This is a genomic window from Caballeronia sordidicola, assembly GCF_002220365.1.
Taxonomy (GTDB): domain Bacteria; phylum Pseudomonadota; class Gammaproteobacteria; order Burkholderiales; family Burkholderiaceae; genus Caballeronia; species Caballeronia sordidicola_C.
This window is the reverse complement of record NZ_MTHB01000234.1, coordinates 17,517-33,624: the sequence shown is the minus strand read 5'-3', so window position 1 is coordinate 33,624 and position 16,108 is coordinate 17,517. Positions and strand designations below refer to the sequence as shown.

Below are 16,108 nucleotides of genomic sequence, written 5' to 3'. Positions count from 1 at the left end.
GAGCAACGCATGTCCATCACTCGCAAACGTCTTACCGTCGCGCTAGGCGCCGCGCTGGTCGTCGCAGGCATCGGAACATTCACTGCCATGCATGGTTTCGGCCGCGGCGATCTGCCGGTGAACGGTGCGGAAGCGGCCGTCAAGCCGGCGGCGCCCGTCATGGAAGTGGATGTCGCCACGGTGGTCTCGAAGACCATCACCGACTACCAGAACTATTCGGGCCGCCTGGAAGCGGTCGACAAGGTCGAGATCCGACCGCTCGTGCCGGGGACCATCGTCGCGGTGCATTTTGCCGACGGCGCGCTGGTGAAGAAGGGCGATCCGCTCTTCACGATCGACCCGCGGCCGTACGTGGCGCAAGTCGATCAAGCCGCGGCGCAACTCGCGGCGGCTCAGGCTCGCAACGGGTATACATCGACCGATGCCGCGCGCGCGGAGCGTTTGCTGGCGGATAACGCTATTGCCAAGCGCGACTACGACGAGAAGCAGAACGCGTCGCACGAAGCCGCGGCAAACCTGAAGGCTGCGCAAGCGGCGCTCGAGACGGCGAAGATCAACCTGACGTACACGCAGATCGTGGCGCCGGTGTCGGGCCGGGTGTCGCGTGCTGAGATGACGGTGGGCAACATCGTGTCGACGGGTTCCAGCGCGCCGCTGCTGACCACGCTGGTGTCGGTGTCGCCAATCTACGCCTCGTTCGACGTCGATGAACAGACCTACCTGCGCTACCTCAGCCGCGACTCGCGTGCGAGCGTGCCGGTCTCGCTCGGTCTCGCAAATGAGGACGGTTTCTCGCGCGAAGGCAAGGTTGCGTCTGTCGACAACCAGCTCGATACGGGCTCGGGAACGATTCGCGTGCGAGCACGTTTCGATAACGCCGACGGTTCGCTGGTGCCGGGCCTCTATGCACGCATCAAGGTAGGCGGAGGCACGCCGCATCCGGCTGTGCTGATCGACGACGCCGCGATCGGAACCGACCAGGACAAGAAGTTCGTGATGGTGGTGGACGCGGACAACCGCGCGCAATACCGCGAAGTCACGCTCGGCACGATGAGCGACGGCATGCGCGTCATCGCGAAGGGCTTGCAGCCGGGCGAGCGGATCGTGGTGAACGGCCTGCAGCGCGTGCGTCCGAACGATGTCGTGAAGGCCAATTCCGTAGCAATGGCGAGTGCGTTGCCGGCCAAAAACGCTTCATAAGACGCGCTTTACAAGACGGGTTTATAAGCGCTTTACAGCGGCTCCTCGTGTGCGTGGTACGTGACGGGTTCGTTCCTGACGGGACGGACCGGTCGGCGGCTACACGCGCGCAGCCTCTCATGCAGATAAAGAAAACGTCATGAACATTTCCAAGTTTTTCATCGACCGCCCGATCTTCGCGGGTGTGCTGTCGGTGCTCCTCCTGCTGGCGGGCATCATCGCCATGTTCAAGCTGCCGATCTCCGAATATCCGGAAGTCGTGCCTCCGTCCGTGGTCGTGCATGCGCAGTATCCGGGCGCGAATCCGAAGGTGATCGCCGAAACGGTGGCGTCGCCATTGGAAGAGCAGATCAACGGTGTGGAAGACATGCTGTACATGCAGTCGCAGGCCAACAGCGACGGCAACCTGACCATCACGGTGACGTTCAAGCTCGGCACGGACCCGGACAAGGCGCAGGAGCTGGTGCAGAACCGCGTGGCGCAAGCGCTGCCGCGTTTGCCGGAAGACGTGACGCGGCTTGGCGTGACGACCATCAAGTCGTCGCCGACGCTCACGATGGTGGTTCACCTGAACTCGCTCAATAACCGCTATGACATGACGTATCTGCGCAACTATGCGCTGATCAACGTGAAGGACCGGCTTGAGCGAATCCAGGGCGTGGGGGAAGTCCAGTTGTGGGGTTCGGGCGATTACTCCATGCGCATCTGGCTCGACCCGCAAAAGGTCGCGCAGCGCGGCATGACGGCAACGGACATCGTCAACGCGATCCGCGAGCAGAACGTGCAGGTGGCAGCCGGTGTGATCGGTGCATCGCCGACTTCGTCGAACGTGCCGCTGCAACTCAACGTGAATGCGCAAGGCCGCTTGCAGACCGAAGCGGAGTTCCGGGACATCGTGCTCAAGACCTCGCCTGACGGCGCGGTCACGCATCTGGGTGACGTGGCGCGGGTCGAGTTGGCTGCATCGGAATATGGCTTGCGTTCGCTGCTCGACAACAAGTCGGCGGTCGCCATGGCGATCAACCAGCAACCCGGCGCGAACTCGCTGCAGATCTCCGAGTCGGTCCGCCAGACCATGAAGGAACTGAAGGCGGACATGCCGGCGGGCGTCGATTATCAAATCGTCTATGACCCGACGCAGTTCGTGCGTTCAAGTATTGAAGCAGTGATCCATACGTTGATCGAAGCGATTGCGCTGGTCGTGCTGGTGGTGATCGTGTTCCTGCAAACCTGGCGCGCGTCGATTATTCCGTTGTTGGCAGTGCCGGTGTCGATCATCGGTACCTTCTCGCTGCTGCTGGCGTTCGGCTTCTCGATCAACGCGTTGTCATTGTTCGGCATGGTGCTGGCAATCGGGATCGTGGTGGACGATGCGATCGTGGTGGTGGAGAACGTCGAACGGAATATTGAGGCGGGGTTATCGGCGCGAGAGGCGACCTATCAGGCCATGCGCGAAGTGAGCGGGCCGATTATCGCCATTGCATTGACGCTGACCGCCGTGTTCGTGCCGCTCGCGTTCATGTCCGGCCTGACGGGTCAGTTCTACAAGCAGTTCGCGATGACCATCGCCATCTCCACGGTGATTTCGGCGTTCAACTCGCTGACGTTGTCGCCGGCGCTGGCAGCATTGCTGCTGAAGGGCCATGACGAACCGAAGGACTGGCTGACGCGTGGCATGGACCGCGTGTTCGGTGGCTTCTTCCGCCAGTTCAACAAGGTCTTCAAGCGTGGTTCGGAAAACTACGGCAAGGGCGTGACGGGCGTCATCAACCGCAAGGCGCTGATGATGGGCGTGTATGTCGTGCTGTTGTGCGGCGCTGTGCTGATGAGCAAGGTCGTGCCCGGCGGTTTCGTGCCGGCGCAGGACAAGGAGTATCTGATCAGCTTTGCGCAGTTGCCCAACGGCGCGTCGCTCGATCGTACCGAGGCAGTGATTCGCCAGATGACGGACATCGCGATAAAAACGCCGGGCGTTCAAAGCGCGGTGGAGTTTCCGGGCTTGTCCGTGAACGGTTTCACTAATTCGTCGAGCGCGGGCATTGTGTTCGTGACGCTCAAGCCGTTTAACGAACGCCACGGCGCTGCGCTCTCTGCGGGTGCAATTGCCGGTTCGCTGAACCAGAAATACGCAGCGATCAAGGGTTCGTTCATTGCCGTGTTCCCGCCGCCGCCAGTGCTTGGGCTGGGGACGCTGGGTGGTTTCAAGCTGCAACTGGAAGACCGTGGCGCGCTGGGCTACGCCGCACTGAACGACGCTACGCAGGCGTTCATCAAGCGTGCGTCGCAGGCGCCTGAACTGGGCCCGACGTTCTCCAGCTATCAGATCAACGTGCCTCAACTGAACGTGGATCTGGACCGGGTGAAAGCGAAGCAACTGGGTGTATCCGTCACCGATGTATTCAGCACGATGCAGGTGTACCTCGGCTCGCTGTATGTGAACGACTTCAACCGCTTCGGCCGTGTGTACCAGGTTCGGGTACAGGCGGATGCGCCGTTCCGGTCGAGTTCGGAGGACATCGGTCTGCTCAAGACGCGTAACGCGAACGGCGAGATGGTGCCGCTGTCGTCGCTCGTCAAGGTGACGCCGACGTTTGGACCCGAGATGGTGGTGCGCTACAACGGCTACACCGCTGCCGATATCAACGGTGGTCCGGCCCCAGGTTATTCGTCGGGCCAGGCACAGGCTGCGGTGGAACGCATTGCCGCTGAAACGCTGCCGCGCGGTATCAAGTTCGAATGGACCGACCTGACGTATCAGCAGATCCTCGCGGGCAACGCGGCCATGTGGGTGTTCCCGATCAGCGTGCTGCTCGTATTCCTCGTGCTGGCCGCGTTGTATGAAAGCCTGACGCTGCCGCTCGCCGTAATCCTGATCGTGCCCATGAGCATTCTCTCGGCGCTGGTCGGTGTATGGCTCACGAAGGGCGACAACAACATCTTCACGCAGATCGGCTTGATGGTGCTGGTGGGCTTGTCGGCGAAGAACGCCATCCTGATCGTGGAATTTGCGCGAGAGCTGGAAATGCAGGGACGTTCGATTGTGCAGGCGGCTATTGAAGCCAGCCGTCTGCGTCTGCGACCAATCTTGATGACATCGATCGCTTTCATCATGGGCGTGGTGCCGCTCGTGCTCTCGTCGGGCGCGGGTTCGGAAATGCGCCATGCAATGGGCGTGGCGGTGTTCTTCGGCATGCTCGGTGTGACGTTGTTCGGCCTGATGCTCACGCCGGTGTTTTATGTGCTGTTGAGAAAGCTGGCTGGTGGCGAACATCTCGTCGACAAGCATGGCCACAATCCGCACATCAGCGGTGTCAATGCTTCGGTTGAAGCATGAGAGAGATTGAAATGAAAACGTTGAATACAAAGCGATGGCTGGGTTTGTCGGCGTTACTGGGATCGTTGCTGGTCGTCGCGGGCTGCTCGCTCGCACCGACCTACACGAAGCCCGACGTGAACGCGCCGGCAGCCTTCAAGGAAACACCGCAGGAAACGGCGTTGGCGCCTTCAGAACAGGGCACGTGGAAGACGGCCCAACCGTCGGAGCAGGCATTGCGCGGCGAATGGTGGACAGTCTTCAACGACCCCACGCTCAACGATCTGGAACATCAGGCGCTCGAGGCGAACCAGAACCTGAAGGCTGCCGCGGCGCGCGTAAAGGAATCGCGCGCGATCAACCAGACGGCGCGGGCAGGTTTGTTCCCGACGCTGGATGCGGGCTTCGGCCCGACGCGTGAGAAGCTCTCGCCGGCGTCGCAGTTCCTTCCCGCCAACGCGAACGTACCCTCACAGACCCTGTGGCGCGCAGAGGGAAGCGCGTCGTATGAAGTGGATCTGTTCGGCCGCGTGTCGGACTCGGTGAAGGCCGCGAACGCCGACACCGAGCAAAGCGAAGCGCTGTTCCGGTCGGTGCAACTTGCGCTGCAGGCGGACGTAGCGCAGAACTATTTCAACCTGCGCGAGCTCGATTCGGAAAGCGATGTCTTTACGCGCACCGTCACGTTGCGCGAGCAGGCCCTGAAGCTCGTGCAGAACCGCTTTAACGAAGGCGAGATCAGCGAGCTGGACGTTGCGCAGGCCAGGTCCGAACTTGCCACGGCCAAGTCCGACGCCATGACGGTGCAGCGCTTGCGTGCCGCCTCCGAGCACGGCCTCGCGGTGCTGCTGGGTAAGGCGGCATCGCAGTTCTCGATGGCGGCGAACCCGCTCACGCCTGTCGAGATCAAGATTCCGCCGGGCCTGCCTTCATCGTTGCTTGAACGCCGTCCGGATATTGCGGCGGCAGAGCGTACGATGGCGGCGGCGAATTCGCGCATCGGTGTGGCGAAGGCGGCGTTTTTCCCCTCGCTCAACATAACGGGTTCGGGTGGATTCGAATCGGCCACGCTGGGTGACCTCTTCAACTGGTCAAGCCGCACGTTCCTGCTTGGACCGTTTGCGGGTACGGCGCTCAATTTGCCGATCTTCGACGGCGGACGTCGCAAGGGCAATCTGGCGAATGCACGCGCGATCTATGAAGAGGATGTCGCGAATTATCGGCAGCAGGTGCTCGTGGCGTTCCAGGAAGTAGAGGACAACCTCTCGGACCTGCGCATCCTCGAGGACCAGACACGCACGCAGGCTGAAGCGGTAAGCGCGTCGAACCGGGCAGCGCAGCTCTCCCGTTCGCAGTACACCGAGGGCGCGGTCAACTATCTTGACGTGATCGATGCCGAGCGTACCGTGCTGCAGTCGCAGCGCGCAGCGGTACAACTGGCGGGCGTGCAGGCTACGTCGACGGTAAACCTGATCCGTGCATTGGGCGGTGGCTGGGGAGATATGCCGGCTGCGCCTGCAACACCTCTCCCAGCCGCGTCGGATGCGAGCGTAGCGTCGCGCTAGGCCTTAAACCCAGCACTGGACGCGCGATTGTTCAAAACGCGCGACAAGTGTCTTCGATTACAGCGGGTTTATCCGGAGGCTCCCGATCCGTAGAATAAAAATATGGATACGGGAGCCGTCATGAAAGCCTTAATCGAACGACAACTCTACCGACCCGCCGTCGTACTACCGCTTTTGGTCTTGATGCGTCTGATGGTGACGCTCGATTTCAACCTGATGCAAGTGACGTTCGTCGTGGTCATGAAGGGTTCGCAATACATGTTTCAAGCGGTGTTCAGGCATCGTCACGATCAAGCCGGTCGTGGCGATGTCCTGCCGCCGCAGGTCCATGCCATGCATGACAAGACCTGCCACTGCTAGCCCCTTCATCAATCAATATATTTCCGGCACGATAATGCTTTCGGGCACGGGCTGCCGCAGATAATCATCGTTATACACGCGGTCAGGCAATTCGATCGCGGGGTGGTCGATCTCGTGATACGGCACCTGGCTCAGCAGATGGTGAATGCAGTTCAGCCGCGCGCGTTTCTTGTCCACGGCCTGCACGACCCACCACGGCGCTTCGGGAATGTTCGAGCGGCTCAGCATCACTTCCTTCGCGTGCGTATAGGCTTCCCAGCGACGGCGGCTTTCCAGGTCCATCGGACTCAGCTTCCACTGCTTCAATGGATCTTGAATACGCGCCTGGAAGCGGACTTCCTGTTCGTCGTCGGTGATCGAGAACCAGTACTTCAAAATCTGCACGCCGCTGCGCACCAGCATCTTTTCGAATTCCGGCACTGAGCGAAAGAACTCTTCGTACTCGGCATCGGTACAGAAATTCATCACGCGTTCCACGCCCGCCCGGTTGTACCAGCTGCGGTCGAACAGCACGATCTCGCCGCCTGCCGGCAGATGCGACACGTAACGCTGGAAATACCACTGGGTGCGTTCGCGATTGTTTGGTGCGGGCAAGGCGGCGACCCGGCACACGCGCGGATTCAGCCGCTGCGTGATGCGCTTGATCGCGCCGCCCTTGCCGGCGGCGTCGCGTCCTTCAAAGATCACCACCAGCCGGTGGCCGCTGGCGACAACCCAGTCCTGCAGCTTCACGAGTTCGCCTTGCAGGCGGAACAGTTCGCGAAAGTAGATCTTGCGCTGCTCGCGCGCTTCGGCGGAAAACGCACCGTCGCCGTCGAGGATGCGGTCGTCGACTTCCATCTCGAGTTCTTCGTCGTAGCTGTCGATCAGGTCTTCTTCGAAGCGGCGCTGTTTATCCTGCGAAATCATGGGGAGCTCCGTTTGGTTGGGCATGTTGACCGCGTTGACCGCGTTGACTCTTCCCGGCAGGCAATGCAAAACCCCGCAGTCCTGCAAATTATCGATTATCCGGCCTGATAATTTCAGGAATGTTACGGCAGCCTGGTCAAGAGCGCGGCAACGGTTAGACGAATGATCCGCCTTCCAGCGAGCGAGATGCGTGAACGGCCGGACGCAATATGCGGTAGCGTTATCACACTTGCGCACTTTGCTCGAAAACCGGAAACCGCATGCACGACTCATCCATTGGCACACGGCGCTCATCAACGGTCGAACGCTGGGCGCCGTCCGTCTATTTCGTGATCGGGCAGCTCGGCTGGTTTGCCTGTGTGCTGAGCGCCGCACGCGACGTGCCATGGATGGGCGTGGCAACGACCATTGTGCTTATCGCCATGCATTTGGCACGCGTTGATCGGCCGTGGCAGGAGTTCAAGCTACTGGTCAGCGTGTTGGTGCTGGGCGCAATCTGGGAGAGCGTGCCGGTTGCCACCGGGTTACTCGTGTACCCAAACGGCACCGTGCTGCCGGGCGTCGCCCCTTACTGGATCCTTGCATTGTGGGCGCTGTTCGCCGCCCAGTTCAACACGACCTTCGGCTGGCTTAAGCAACGCATGCTGCTTGCGTCGGTGCTCGGCGCCATTGCCGGACCGATGTCGTTTCGCGCCGGCGCCGCGCTCGGCGCGGTGCGCTTGGCGTTTCCATTGCCTGCGACGATCGTGCTGGCTATTGGCTGGGCGATCCTGATGCCGGTGTTGATCCTGCTGTCGCGCCGGTGGGACGGGGTGCACAGCGGGGCGCACTGGTAACGGCTGCGGGCTGTCAAAGCCGGTCATGTTCAAGAGCGTTGGATGCGCGGCGAGGGATCTGGCGGCGTGCAGGGTCGTCCGAGCGATGCTCCGGACAGGTTAGGAAAAGCGCTTGTGTCTTCAAGCTGGAATAGTCCTTGCTAGTAATAATCTTAGGGTGATCCGAGGATTATTTCAGGGCTTGATTGATGACTAGTCGAAACGAATTTGAACTGAGAGAAACGGGTTGGCTCGGCCAATCCGATGTAGCGGCCATTGCAAAACAGGCATGGTCGGATGCCATTCCCGCAGTCACGCCAACGGCGCCTTCCCGCACCACGCCACCGGCGACGTATTTCATATCGGTGCTCGAACTAGCGACCGGCGAGAAGCTTGGCAACAACGAACGGCTTCGCGCTATTGCGATTCTTGAAGCGCATTTCGCCGCGGGACGACCCCGCACGCTGAAAGAAGCGATCAGGATCTGCGCGGGCGCGATCGATTCTTCGACCCTTCAGCGGATGGCACGCGGCGCGAAAGGCTGACCGCATGCGCAGGGCTGTTCTGGTTTTGCAGCCCCTTGCAAGAACGACGTGTTTCCGTCATACGCAAGACTTGGATCGAAGGCGCCATGCTTCGCCTGACAGGGTCAGTGTGATTGTCGAAAGCGGTTCCAGGTCCATGCAATAAATGGACATGAGCGGCGCGTCCAGCACGGTCGCCAGCACGGTCTTGACCACGATCGCATGCGTCACCACCAGCGTGACTCCAGCCTCCCGATTCCTCTCCAGCGCGCCGCAAACCCTTGTTTGAAGGGCTTCCAGGCTCTCGCCGCCATGCACGGCGCTTGCCGGTTCGGACAGCCATGCGCCCAATCCGCCTGCGTCTTCATCATGAATCTCGCGGATTGGACGACCTTGCCAAAGACCGTAATCCAGGTCGCTCCATAACGGGTCAACACTCGTTGCAACGCCGAACGATCGTCCGGTTTGCATGGCAGCGTGTGCCGGGCTTGTGACGACCCGATCCGGTTGAAGCAGGGAAGCAAGCCGCGGGAGCCGGGATAACTCAAGCTCATCGATAGCGTCGCCGGTACTCGGAAACGAGCCGGTTTTCATCGCGTGCGTCGTTGCGTGGCACAGCAGGATAAGTTCGGTTTTCATGTCGCTCGATTAAGGAATTGCTAACGGATTGCTTTACATTCCACCAACTCATTTTAGAATGGCAAGCTTGCAGCGCGAGGAAGCCGGTGAAAACCCGGCACGGTCGCGCCACTGTGAGCGGATGTCGAATGGGACTGATAGGGCTTCAGCCTTCTTCCAGCGTCTGCAAGTCAGACCCCCGCTGCAGCCTTTCTTGTCTTACGGGACGCGCATTCCCTTGGAGTCGTTCATGAACCAGCCAGCCGCATCCGCCAGTTTCTCTGGCAACAATCCCGCATTTGATGCACCCATGCCCATTCCGGTGCGTGAAGTGTTGCCCTGGGCAATCTTTATTGGCCTGCTTGCGCTGCTCGCGATTTATTTTGTCGGTGCCGAACAGGGCGCGACCTCGATCTTCCAGGGCATGTATATCCACGAGTTCGTCCACGACGGTCGCCATCTGGTCGGCTTTCCCTGCCACTGAGTCCGACCATGATCCGAAACCTTTTGATACGCGGCATGATCGCGGGACTCGTCGCGGGCCTGCTCGGCTTTTGCGTGGCCAAAACGTTTGGCGAGCCTGCGGTTGATCGCGCGATTGCATTCGAGTCTCAGCAGGACAAGCTGCGCGAGCAAGCGGACGCAGCGGCTGGGCATCCGCACGATCCTGCCGACGACGTAGAGCTGGTGAGTCGCGGCACGCAAGCGGGGCTGGGTTTGCTGACCGGTGTCTGCGTGTTCGGGACAGCGTTGGGCGGCCTGTTCTCGCTCGTGTTCGCTTTTTCGTATGGGAGGATTGGCACTTTGCGCGCACGCGGCACATCGGCGTTGCTCGGCTTGTTCGGCTTCGTGACTGTTGCCATCGTGCCGTTCCTTAAATACCCGCCTAATCCGCCTTCCGTGGGCAATCCTGACACAATCGGGGCGCGGACCGCGCTGCTTTTCGGCATGGTCGCTATCTCGCTGATCGTGGCGGTGTTTGCCGTGCGTCTGCAGCGTCGTCTGCAAGCGCGCCACGGCAACTGGAACGCGGTGCTGATCTCGGTTGCCGTGTACATTGTGCTGATGGCGCTGGCATACCTTGCGCTGCCGCCGATCGACGAAGTGCCCAGGCTGTTCTCAGCGGCGCTGCTGTGGAAGTTCCGCGTGGCGGCAATTGGTATCCAGGCAGTGATCTGGACCACGCTCGGCTTGCTCTTCGGCGCGCTCGCGCAACGCGAGTTGGAAAAGGTGCCGGCACGGCGGATCGCTTCGGCCTGAGCGCTTTGTTAATTTCGATTCAATGAGGGGCGGCCTGCGGGCCGCCCCTTTTTCATCGTGCGGCCTTGCGTGCAAGCAGGGTATCGAACAGTGCGAGCTTGTCGCCGTCGGCCATCGTTTTCCATGCCTTGATTTCTTCGCGGCTTCTGAAGCAGCCTTCGCAATGACCCGTGATCTTGTCGAGCCGGCATACGTCCGTGCAAGGCGAACCCACGGGTTGAAGCTGTTTTGCGCGCGCGATGGTGAACGTGAGTTCGAGCGGTATTTCCGTTTCTATCGGCAGTTCCATAGGCGTTGTCATAAAGTTTCGCCGCGAAAGAGGGCGGCTGCCGCCACCGGATTCGTCGGCCAGTAAGTGTGCATGTAAGTGGCGGTGATCGGGCCATGACGATAGATCGCTTCGCCTTCCACGCCCGTGGTGGCGTGCGTCGCGGTAAGCACCGGCGACATGCTCGTTGTCATGGACGAGTAGTGGAAGGTGTGGCCGGTGTGGATGCCGTGGCGGCTTTCAACACGCTGCATGGCTAGCCGTGCCAGGCGTTTCTGCATTTTCGCTTGTCCCGGCAGAAGGGCAAGCATCGCATGCTGCGAGCCTTCGATATCCGTTAGTGAATCGAGCAGATACAGCATGCCGCCGCATTCCGCGACCACCGCTTTGCCCGCCTCAACATGCGCTCGAATCGAGGCCGCACTCACTGCGTTCGCTGCGAGCCGGGCGGCGTGCAATTCCGGATATCCGCCGGGCAGATAAAGCGCATCGGCATGCGCGGGAACGGGTTCATCGGCAAGCGGCGAGAAGGGGGCGAGCGTTGCGCCCATCGCCACCAGCAGATCGAGATTCGCAGGGTAGATGAACGAAAACGCGGCATCGCGGGCAATGGCGATGTGCATGCCCTCCAGCAAACGCGGCGGCTGGTCGACGGTTTCGTGATGGAACATGACCGCGGGCGGCAACTCGCGCAGCGTCGTCTCGCCGATGGCGTCCGCTGCGCGGTCCAGCCGCGCATCGATGTCCGCCACCTCCGATGCTTGCGTGAGGCCCAGGTGCCGTCCGGGTAGCGCAATGTTGTCGGTGCTCGACAGATGACCGCAATATCGAATGCCTTCGGGGATGGCTTCGCTTAGCATTTGCGCGTGCCGTGCCGACGCCACGCGATTGGCGAGCACACCATAAAAGGGCAGATCCGCGCGGTAGCGCGCGAGCCCGAATGCCATGGCACCGAAGGTCTGCGCCATGCCGTGCGCGCCGATCACGGCAAGCACCGGCACGCCGAACGTGGCCGCAAGATCAGCGCTGCTGGGCGTGCCGTCGAAGAGGCCCATCACGCCTTCGATCAGGATCAAATCGGCTTCCTGCGACGCCTGCGCGAGCAGCGCACGGCAGCCGCTTTCGCCGACCATCCACAAATGCAGCGAATACACCGGCGCGCCGGACGCGCGTTCCAGGATCATCGGATCGAGAAAGTCAGGGCCGGTCTTGAAGACCCGCACCCGCAGGCCTTGCCGCGCGTGATAGCGCGCGAGCCCGGCGGTGACGGTGGTCTTGCCCTGGTTCGACGCGGGCGCGCTGATGAATAAAGCGGGGCAGGCGCGCACGTCAGAACTCGACGCCGCGTTGCGCCTTCACGCCTTGCTCGCGATACGGATGCTTGATGGGACGCATCTCCGTCACGAGATCGGCCACTTCGATCAGCGCCTCGGGCGCGTGGCGGCCCGTCACGACCACATGCAGCATCGCGGGCCGTGCGGTGAGCACCGCGAGCACTTCGTCGAGCGGCAGGTATTCGTACTTGAGCACCGTGCACAGTTCGTCGAGCACGACCATCTGATACTCGCCGCTTTCAATCATCTTGCACGCGGCGTCCCAGCCCTTGCGAGCGGTCGCGATATCGGCATCGCGATTCTGCGTGTCCCACGTGTAGCCGTCGCCCATGGTGACGAAATCGCAGTTCGCGATTGCGCCGAGGAAATCGCGTTCGGACGTATGCAGCGCACCCTTGATGAACTGCACCACGCCGAGCCGCATGCCATGTCCGAGCACACGCACCGCCATGCCGAACGCCGCAGTGGTCTTACCCTTGCCCGTACCCGTGTTGACGATCAGGAGGCCTTTCTCAAGCGCGGCGGCGGCCTGCTTTTTTTCGTGGCCTTCCTTGCGTCGCTGGGTCATGCGCAGATGCGATTCTTCGTCCGTTTTCATCATGTTCTCTGGTTGTCAGTCTGTTGCTTGTTTTGTTACCTGAGGTCGTCTGCGGCGATAGCGACGGTCACGCCATCGGTCACTTTTTTCGGCACTATGATTCGCCCGTTGCGCGACGCCAGCAGCGCGCAAGGTTCGCAGACGCCGTCAATGCCGAGCAGCGCCTGAACCTGTTCCGACCTGCGGGTTTCAACCTGCGCGATGCTCTGCTTCGAAAAAAAAAGCAGCGGCAAACCGTGGCGAGCAGCGAATTCGAGCAGGGCTGTTTCATCTTTCTTGCTATCGATCGATGCCAGCGCCCGAGTGCTCGCCAGCGGCCGCGTCCCCAACGCCGCGAACACGGCAACATGAATCTGTTCGACACTTACACCGCGCCGGCAGCCTATGCCGATGACCCATGTGCTCATGATTGCTGTGCGACGTAATCCAGCGCGCTCGCCATCCCCAGCCCGGCAACCGAGCCGATCACGACGATCGCTGGTGCACCGATTCCCGCGTCTTCCACCGCACGGGCGAGGTACCTGAGCGGCGCTCGCAGATGCCGTTGATCGGGACGTGTAGCGCGTTCTATGGCGGCCGCCGGCGTCTGCGGATCGAGTCCGGCATCGACCAACGCGCGTGTGATATCGGTGAGCCGCCGTACGCCCATATACACGACCAGTGTCATTTTCGTCGCGACCAGCGCGCGCCAGTCGGGCTCGGCTGCATTTGCGCCCGCTTCGCGACTGGCGCCGTGGCCGGTGACGAACACGACGCCCATGGTGTGATCGCGATGCGTGACCGCAATGCCGACGGCAGCCGGCGCGGCAATGCCTGCCGTGATGCCGCAGACCACCTCCACTTGCACGCCTGCCGCATGCAGCGCCTGGACTTCTTCGCCGCCGCGACCGAAGACGAACGGATCGCCGCCTTTCAGCCGCGCGACGACGTGGCCGGCGCGCACATGGGCCAGCATGTCTTCGATGATCGCTGCTTGCGGGGTAGACGGATGTCCGCCGCGCTTGCCGACGTAACGAATGACGGCGTTGGCACGGGCGAACTTCAGCACGTCGGGATTCACCAGGTCGTCGACGAGGACGACATCGGCTTCCGACAGCGCGCGCACGGCTTTGAGCGTCATCAACTCGACGTCGCCGGGGCCGGCGCCGATCAGCCAGACGCGGGCGGGCGTGCTCATGATTGCGCCTCGTTGGCGCGACCCGGAAACGCGCTAGATAGCCAGCAGAACGGTCGGTGCGAGAACGGGCGCAAGCGTTGCAAAATTGGATTCATGTAAGACGATATGAGCATTACGTCCTTCATCCGTCCCTCGCGGATTTGGCGTCCGGCGCGCTTTTAGAGCGCGCCACTTGGCGACTGGCCGGTATCCGGGCTTCGCGACCGCATTCCGCTCGCCTTCCCGCTCGCTTGCGCAGTGGCTGTGGAGGAAATGGGCGCCCGGTTCGAATGAGAGTCAGGAACGAGAGTCAGTCGAAGCGGGCGCGGGTCGCATACCGTTGCGGGGACAGCACAGGTTTTTGTCGACACGGCGCGTGAGGCCTGAAGCGTAAGCCTTGAAAATACGCGCGTGCACATCCTGTTTCCCGTTTAACTACGCGCGCGGGAAAAGCGCGCGTGAGCACCAGACGCGGGCCAAAGATAGCACAGCGGGTGTTGTTTGCGCTGGGCTTTTACAGGCTGGGACCGTCCGGCAGAGCAGGTTTAGTGCGCTGGCAGCGGCAAGGGCTTTCGTCCGCAGGCCGGCCCTGAACCCCCATCCGCGCCCCGTCCAAACCTTGACGCTTATCCCCCATCAGCCTAGACTTCGCGGTAGTTTTCTGGTGCTCGCGCGCGGCCTCTGCTGCGCGCAGTTAAACGGGAAGCAGGGAGCGTTGCCGGAACCCCGGCCGTGCCAACCTGCGCTGCCCCCGCAACGGTAAAGCGAAAATCGCGCGACGTGGCTTCACCCTGATTCACGCCACTTCGCACGGTAAAGCCGGCTTCGAAATACCACTGCATGGATACATCATGTGGGAAGGTGAAGCGGCATTTTCGCCAGCCCGGATACCGGCCGGAACGAGTCAGCACTTGGAGCGGACGTTTGTCGCGGGGATGCGGCATGCGCTCGACACTTTTCACCATGCTTTTCCGGATTGCCATCCTGCATCGCGACGTCCGCGCGCGCATTCATTGCTCGCTCGAGTCAGCGCTTGAGTCAGCAAAGGGCGACGCATTCCGGCAGCAAGCAGCCAATCGATACAACGGAGCAACGGATGCAAATGCGCAAAATCCCGGTCACGGTCGTAACGGGTTTCCTCGGCAGCGGCAAGACCACATTGATGCGGCACATCCTGCAAAACGCGAAAGGGCTGCGGATCGCGGTGATCGTGAACGAATTCGGCGAACTGGGCATCGACGGCGAAATCCTGAAGGGCTGCAACATCGGTTGCGAGGACGAAAGCGCCACGGATCAACCGAATCTGTATGAACTGTCGAACGGTTGTCTCTGCTGCACGGTGCAGGAAGAGTTTTACCCGGTGATGGAGCAACTCGTCGAGCGGCGTGATCAGATCGATCACGTGCTGATCGAGACCTCCGGCCTGGCGTTGCCCAAGCCGCTCGTGCAGGCTTTCAACTGGCCGTCCATCAAGAATGCGTTCACCGTGGATGCCGTCGTGACCGTGGTCGATGGTCCCGCTGCGGCAAGCGGCCAGTTCGCGGCGAACCCGCAGGCTGTCGACGCACAACGCCGCGCCGATCCAAACCTCGATCACGAATCTCCGCTGCACGAATTGTTTGAGGATCAGCTTGCTTCAGCGGATCTGGTGATTCTCAACAAGACCGATCTGATCGACGAAACGCAGCAGCGCGCGGTGGAAACGCTGATTCGCGGCGAGATTCCAGCAGGCGTCAAGATCGTGCCGGCGCAGATGGGTCAGCTCGATCTGCACGCGTTGCTCGGGCTCGAGGCGGCATCGGAAACGACTATTCATCTGCGTGTCGATCATCATGGTTCCGTCGACGACGAAGGACACGCCGATCATCATCACGACGACTTCGATTCAGTCGTGGTGGAAGCGCGGGTCGAGTCGCGCGAGGCCGTGGTTGCCGCACTGCGCTCACTGGTCGATACCAACACGATCTATCGCGTGAAGGGTTTCGCGGCGTTGCCGGGCACGCCCATGCGGCTTGTCGTGCAAGGGGTGGGCCAGCGTTTCGATACCTACTTCGACCGCCGCTGGACTGCTGCCGAAGCGGCCAGCGAGACCAGCCGGTTCGTGCTGATTGGTGAAGATCTCGATCAGCCGCGTCTGCAACAAGCGCTGGCTGCCGCGCTCGCCAACGCACCCGTGCAGGCCTGATCC

Annotated in this window: 16 protein-coding genes and 3 riboswitches; of the genes, 9 read left to right on the top strand and 7 right to left on the bottom strand. The window is 61.4% G+C overall.

The genetic code is table 11. The features are described 5' to 3' along the window. The first annotated feature begins 9 nt into the window (after nt 1-9). The 4 genes from BSU04_RS32510 (at nt 10) to BSU04_RS32495 (ending at nt 6,438) form a co-directional block, all read left to right on the top strand. Complete coding sequence (locus BSU04_RS32510) at nt 10-1,200, top strand: efflux RND transporter periplasmic adaptor subunit (protein WP_089164390.1); 1,191 nt, start codon at nt 10-12, stop codon at nt 1,198-1,200. 139 nt (nt 1,201-1,339) lie between these two features. Further along, nucleotides 1,340-4,534 carry an efflux RND transporter permease subunit gene (locus BSU04_RS32505; protein WP_089164389.1) on the top strand — a complete coding sequence of 1,065 codons (3,195 nt, stop codon included), beginning with the start codon at nt 1,340-1,342 and terminating at the stop codon, nt 4,532-4,534. A gap of 11 nt (nt 4,535-4,545) precedes the next feature. Further along, on the top strand, nt 4,546-6,078 hold the full coding sequence (locus BSU04_RS32500; RefSeq protein ID WP_089164388.1) for an efflux transporter outer membrane subunit: 1,533 nt from the start codon (nt 4,546-4,548) through the stop codon (nt 6,076-6,078). 120 nt (nt 6,079-6,198) lie between these two features. Continuing rightward, nucleotides 6,199-6,438 (top strand): hypothetical protein, encoded by a 240-nt coding sequence (locus BSU04_RS32495; RefSeq protein ID WP_144021426.1) that lies wholly within the window; start codon nt 6,199-6,201, stop codon nt 6,436-6,438. A gap of 12 nt (nt 6,439-6,450) precedes the next feature. Here the strand turns inward: BSU04_RS32495 and ppk2 are convergent, their stop codons facing one another. Then, nucleotides 6,451-7,347 (bottom strand): polyphosphate kinase 2, encoded by an 897-nt coding sequence (gene ppk2 / locus BSU04_RS32490; protein ID WP_089164386.1) that lies wholly within the window; start codon nt 7,345-7,347, stop codon nt 6,451-6,453. Between the two features lie 260 nt (nt 7,348-7,607). On the opposite strand from ppk2, the gene BSU04_RS32485 reads away from it, so the two are divergent. Next, entirely contained in the window at nt 7,608-8,183 is a 576-nt protein-coding gene (locus BSU04_RS32485) for a DUF2878 domain-containing protein (RefSeq protein WP_089164385.1), read from the top strand. A gap of 188 nt (nt 8,184-8,371) precedes the next feature. Further along, the gene (locus BSU04_RS48130) at nt 8,372-8,707 is read left to right on the top strand and encodes a hypothetical protein (RefSeq protein WP_256983568.1); all 336 of its coding nucleotides are present in this window, start codon (nt 8,372-8,374) and stop codon (nt 8,705-8,707) included. Nucleotides 8,708-8,764: 57 nt separating this feature from the next. On the opposite strand, the gene BSU04_RS32475 is transcribed toward BSU04_RS48130, so the two are convergent. Beyond that, the gene (locus BSU04_RS32475; RefSeq protein ID WP_089164384.1) at nt 8,765-9,325 is read right to left on the bottom strand and encodes a histidine phosphatase family protein; all 561 of its coding nucleotides are present in this window, start codon (nt 9,323-9,325) and stop codon (nt 8,765-8,767) included. A 53-nt stretch (nt 9,326-9,378) separates the two neighbouring features. Next, nucleotides 9,379-9,525, top strand: a riboswitch (cobalamin riboswitch). A gap of 29 nt (nt 9,526-9,554) precedes the next feature. On the opposite strand from BSU04_RS32475, the gene BSU04_RS32470 reads away from it, so the two are divergent. Then, the gene (locus tag BSU04_RS32470) at nt 9,555-9,788 is read left to right on the top strand and encodes a CbtB domain-containing protein (RefSeq protein WP_089164383.1); all 234 of its coding nucleotides are present in this window, start codon (nt 9,555-9,557) and stop codon (nt 9,786-9,788) included. Between the two features lie 8 nt (nt 9,789-9,796). Continuing rightward, the gene (locus BSU04_RS32465) at nt 9,797-10,564 is read left to right on the top strand and encodes a CbtA family protein (protein ID WP_089164382.1); all 768 of its coding nucleotides are present in this window, start codon (nt 9,797-9,799) and stop codon (nt 10,562-10,564) included. Between the two features lie 52 nt (nt 10,565-10,616). Here BSU04_RS32465 and BSU04_RS32460 read toward each other — a convergent pair whose 3' ends face one another. From BSU04_RS32460 to cobA, 5 genes are read right to left on the bottom strand one after another with little or no spacing between them, the layout of a single operon-like run. Next, on the bottom strand, nt 10,617-10,865 hold the full coding sequence (locus BSU04_RS32460; protein ID WP_089164381.1) for a DUF1289 domain-containing protein: 249 nt from the start codon (nt 10,863-10,865) through the stop codon (nt 10,617-10,619). Continuing rightward, the gene (locus BSU04_RS32455) at nt 10,862-12,160 is read right to left on the bottom strand and encodes a cobyrinate a,c-diamide synthase (RefSeq protein ID WP_089164380.1); all 1,299 of its coding nucleotides are present in this window, start codon (nt 12,158-12,160) and stop codon (nt 10,862-10,864) included. The genes BSU04_RS32460 and BSU04_RS32455 overlap by 4 nt, the downstream gene beginning before the upstream one ends. 1 nt (nt 12,161) lies before the next feature. Continuing rightward, entirely contained in the window at nt 12,162-12,764 is a 603-nt protein-coding gene (gene cobO / locus BSU04_RS32450; RefSeq protein ID WP_089164488.1) for a cob(I)yrinic acid a,c-diamide adenosyltransferase, read from the bottom strand. A gap of 35 nt (nt 12,765-12,799) precedes the next feature. Then, on the bottom strand, nt 12,800-13,171 hold the full coding sequence (locus BSU04_RS32445) for a cobalamin biosynthesis protein (RefSeq protein WP_089164379.1): 372 nt from the start codon (nt 13,169-13,171) through the stop codon (nt 12,800-12,802). Beyond that, a complete protein-coding gene (gene cobA, locus BSU04_RS32440; RefSeq protein ID WP_089164378.1) occupies nt 13,168-13,941 on the bottom strand; it encodes a uroporphyrinogen-III C-methyltransferase in 774 nt (257 codons plus the stop codon). The genes BSU04_RS32445 and cobA overlap by 4 nt, the downstream gene beginning before the upstream one ends. A gap of 164 nt (nt 13,942-14,105) precedes the next feature. Continuing rightward, a riboswitch (cobalamin riboswitch) is annotated at nt 14,106-14,405 on the bottom strand. A gap of 160 nt (nt 14,406-14,565) precedes the next feature. Beyond that, nucleotides 14,566-14,833, top strand: a riboswitch (cobalamin riboswitch). 183 nt (nt 14,834-15,016) lie between these two features. On the opposite strand from cobA, the gene cobW reads away from it, so the two are divergent. Next, nucleotides 15,017-16,105: a cobalamin biosynthesis protein CobW gene (gene cobW, locus BSU04_RS32435; RefSeq protein WP_089164377.1), complete on the top strand. Its 1,089-nt coding sequence runs from the start codon at nt 15,017-15,019 to the stop codon at nt 16,103-16,105. Nucleotides 16,106-16,108: the final 3 nt, after the last annotated feature.

Excerpts from the sequence above, each read along its gene's own strand:
- BSU04_RS32495 (WP_144021426.1), top strand. The coding sequence starts at position 6,199 with ATGAAAGCCTTAATCGAACGACAACTCTACCGACCCGCCGTCGTACTA.
- BSU04_RS32470 (WP_089164383.1), top strand. The coding sequence starts at position 9,555 with ATGAACCAGCCAGCCGCATCCGCCAGTTTCTCTGGCAACAATCCCGCA.
- BSU04_RS32465 (WP_089164382.1), top strand. The coding sequence starts at position 9,797 with ATGATCCGAAACCTTTTGATACGCGGCATGATCGCGGGACTCGTCGCG.
- BSU04_RS32505 (WP_089164389.1), top strand. The coding sequence starts at position 1,340 with ATGAACATTTCCAAGTTTTTCATCGACCGCCCGATCTTCGCGGGTGTG.
- cobW (WP_089164377.1), top strand. The coding sequence starts at position 15,017 with ATGCAAATGCGCAAAATCCCGGTCACGGTCGTAACGGGTTTCCTCGGC.
- BSU04_RS48130 (WP_256983568.1), top strand. The coding sequence starts at position 8,372 with ATGACTAGTCGAAACGAATTTGAACTGAGAGAAACGGGTTGGCTCGGC.
- BSU04_RS32445 (WP_089164379.1), bottom strand. The coding sequence starts at position 13,171 with ATGAGCACATGGGTCATCGGCATAGGCTGCCGGCGCGGTGTAAGTGTC.
- BSU04_RS32485 (WP_089164385.1), top strand. The coding sequence starts at position 7,608 with ATGCACGACTCATCCATTGGCACACGGCGCTCATCAACGGTCGAACGC.
- BSU04_RS32500 (WP_089164388.1), top strand. The coding sequence starts at position 4,546 with ATGAAAACGTTGAATACAAAGCGATGGCTGGGTTTGTCGGCGTTACTG.
- ppk2 (WP_089164386.1), bottom strand. The coding sequence starts at position 7,347 with ATGATTTCGCAGGATAAACAGCGCCGCTTCGAAGAAGACCTGATCGAC.
- cobO (WP_089164488.1), bottom strand. The coding sequence starts at position 12,764 with ATGAAAACGGACGAAGAATCGCATCTGCGCATGACCCAGCGACGCAAG.
- cobA (WP_089164378.1), bottom strand. The coding sequence starts at position 13,941 with ATGAGCACGCCCGCCCGCGTCTGGCTGATCGGCGCCGGCCCCGGCGAC.
- BSU04_RS32460 (WP_089164381.1), bottom strand. The coding sequence starts at position 10,865 with ATGACAACGCCTATGGAACTGCCGATAGAAACGGAAATACCGCTCGAA.
- BSU04_RS32475 (WP_089164384.1), bottom strand. The coding sequence starts at position 9,325 with ATGAAAACCGAACTTATCCTGCTGTGCCACGCAACGACGCACGCGATG.
- BSU04_RS32510 (WP_089164390.1), top strand. The coding sequence starts at position 10 with ATGTCCATCACTCGCAAACGTCTTACCGTCGCGCTAGGCGCCGCGCTG.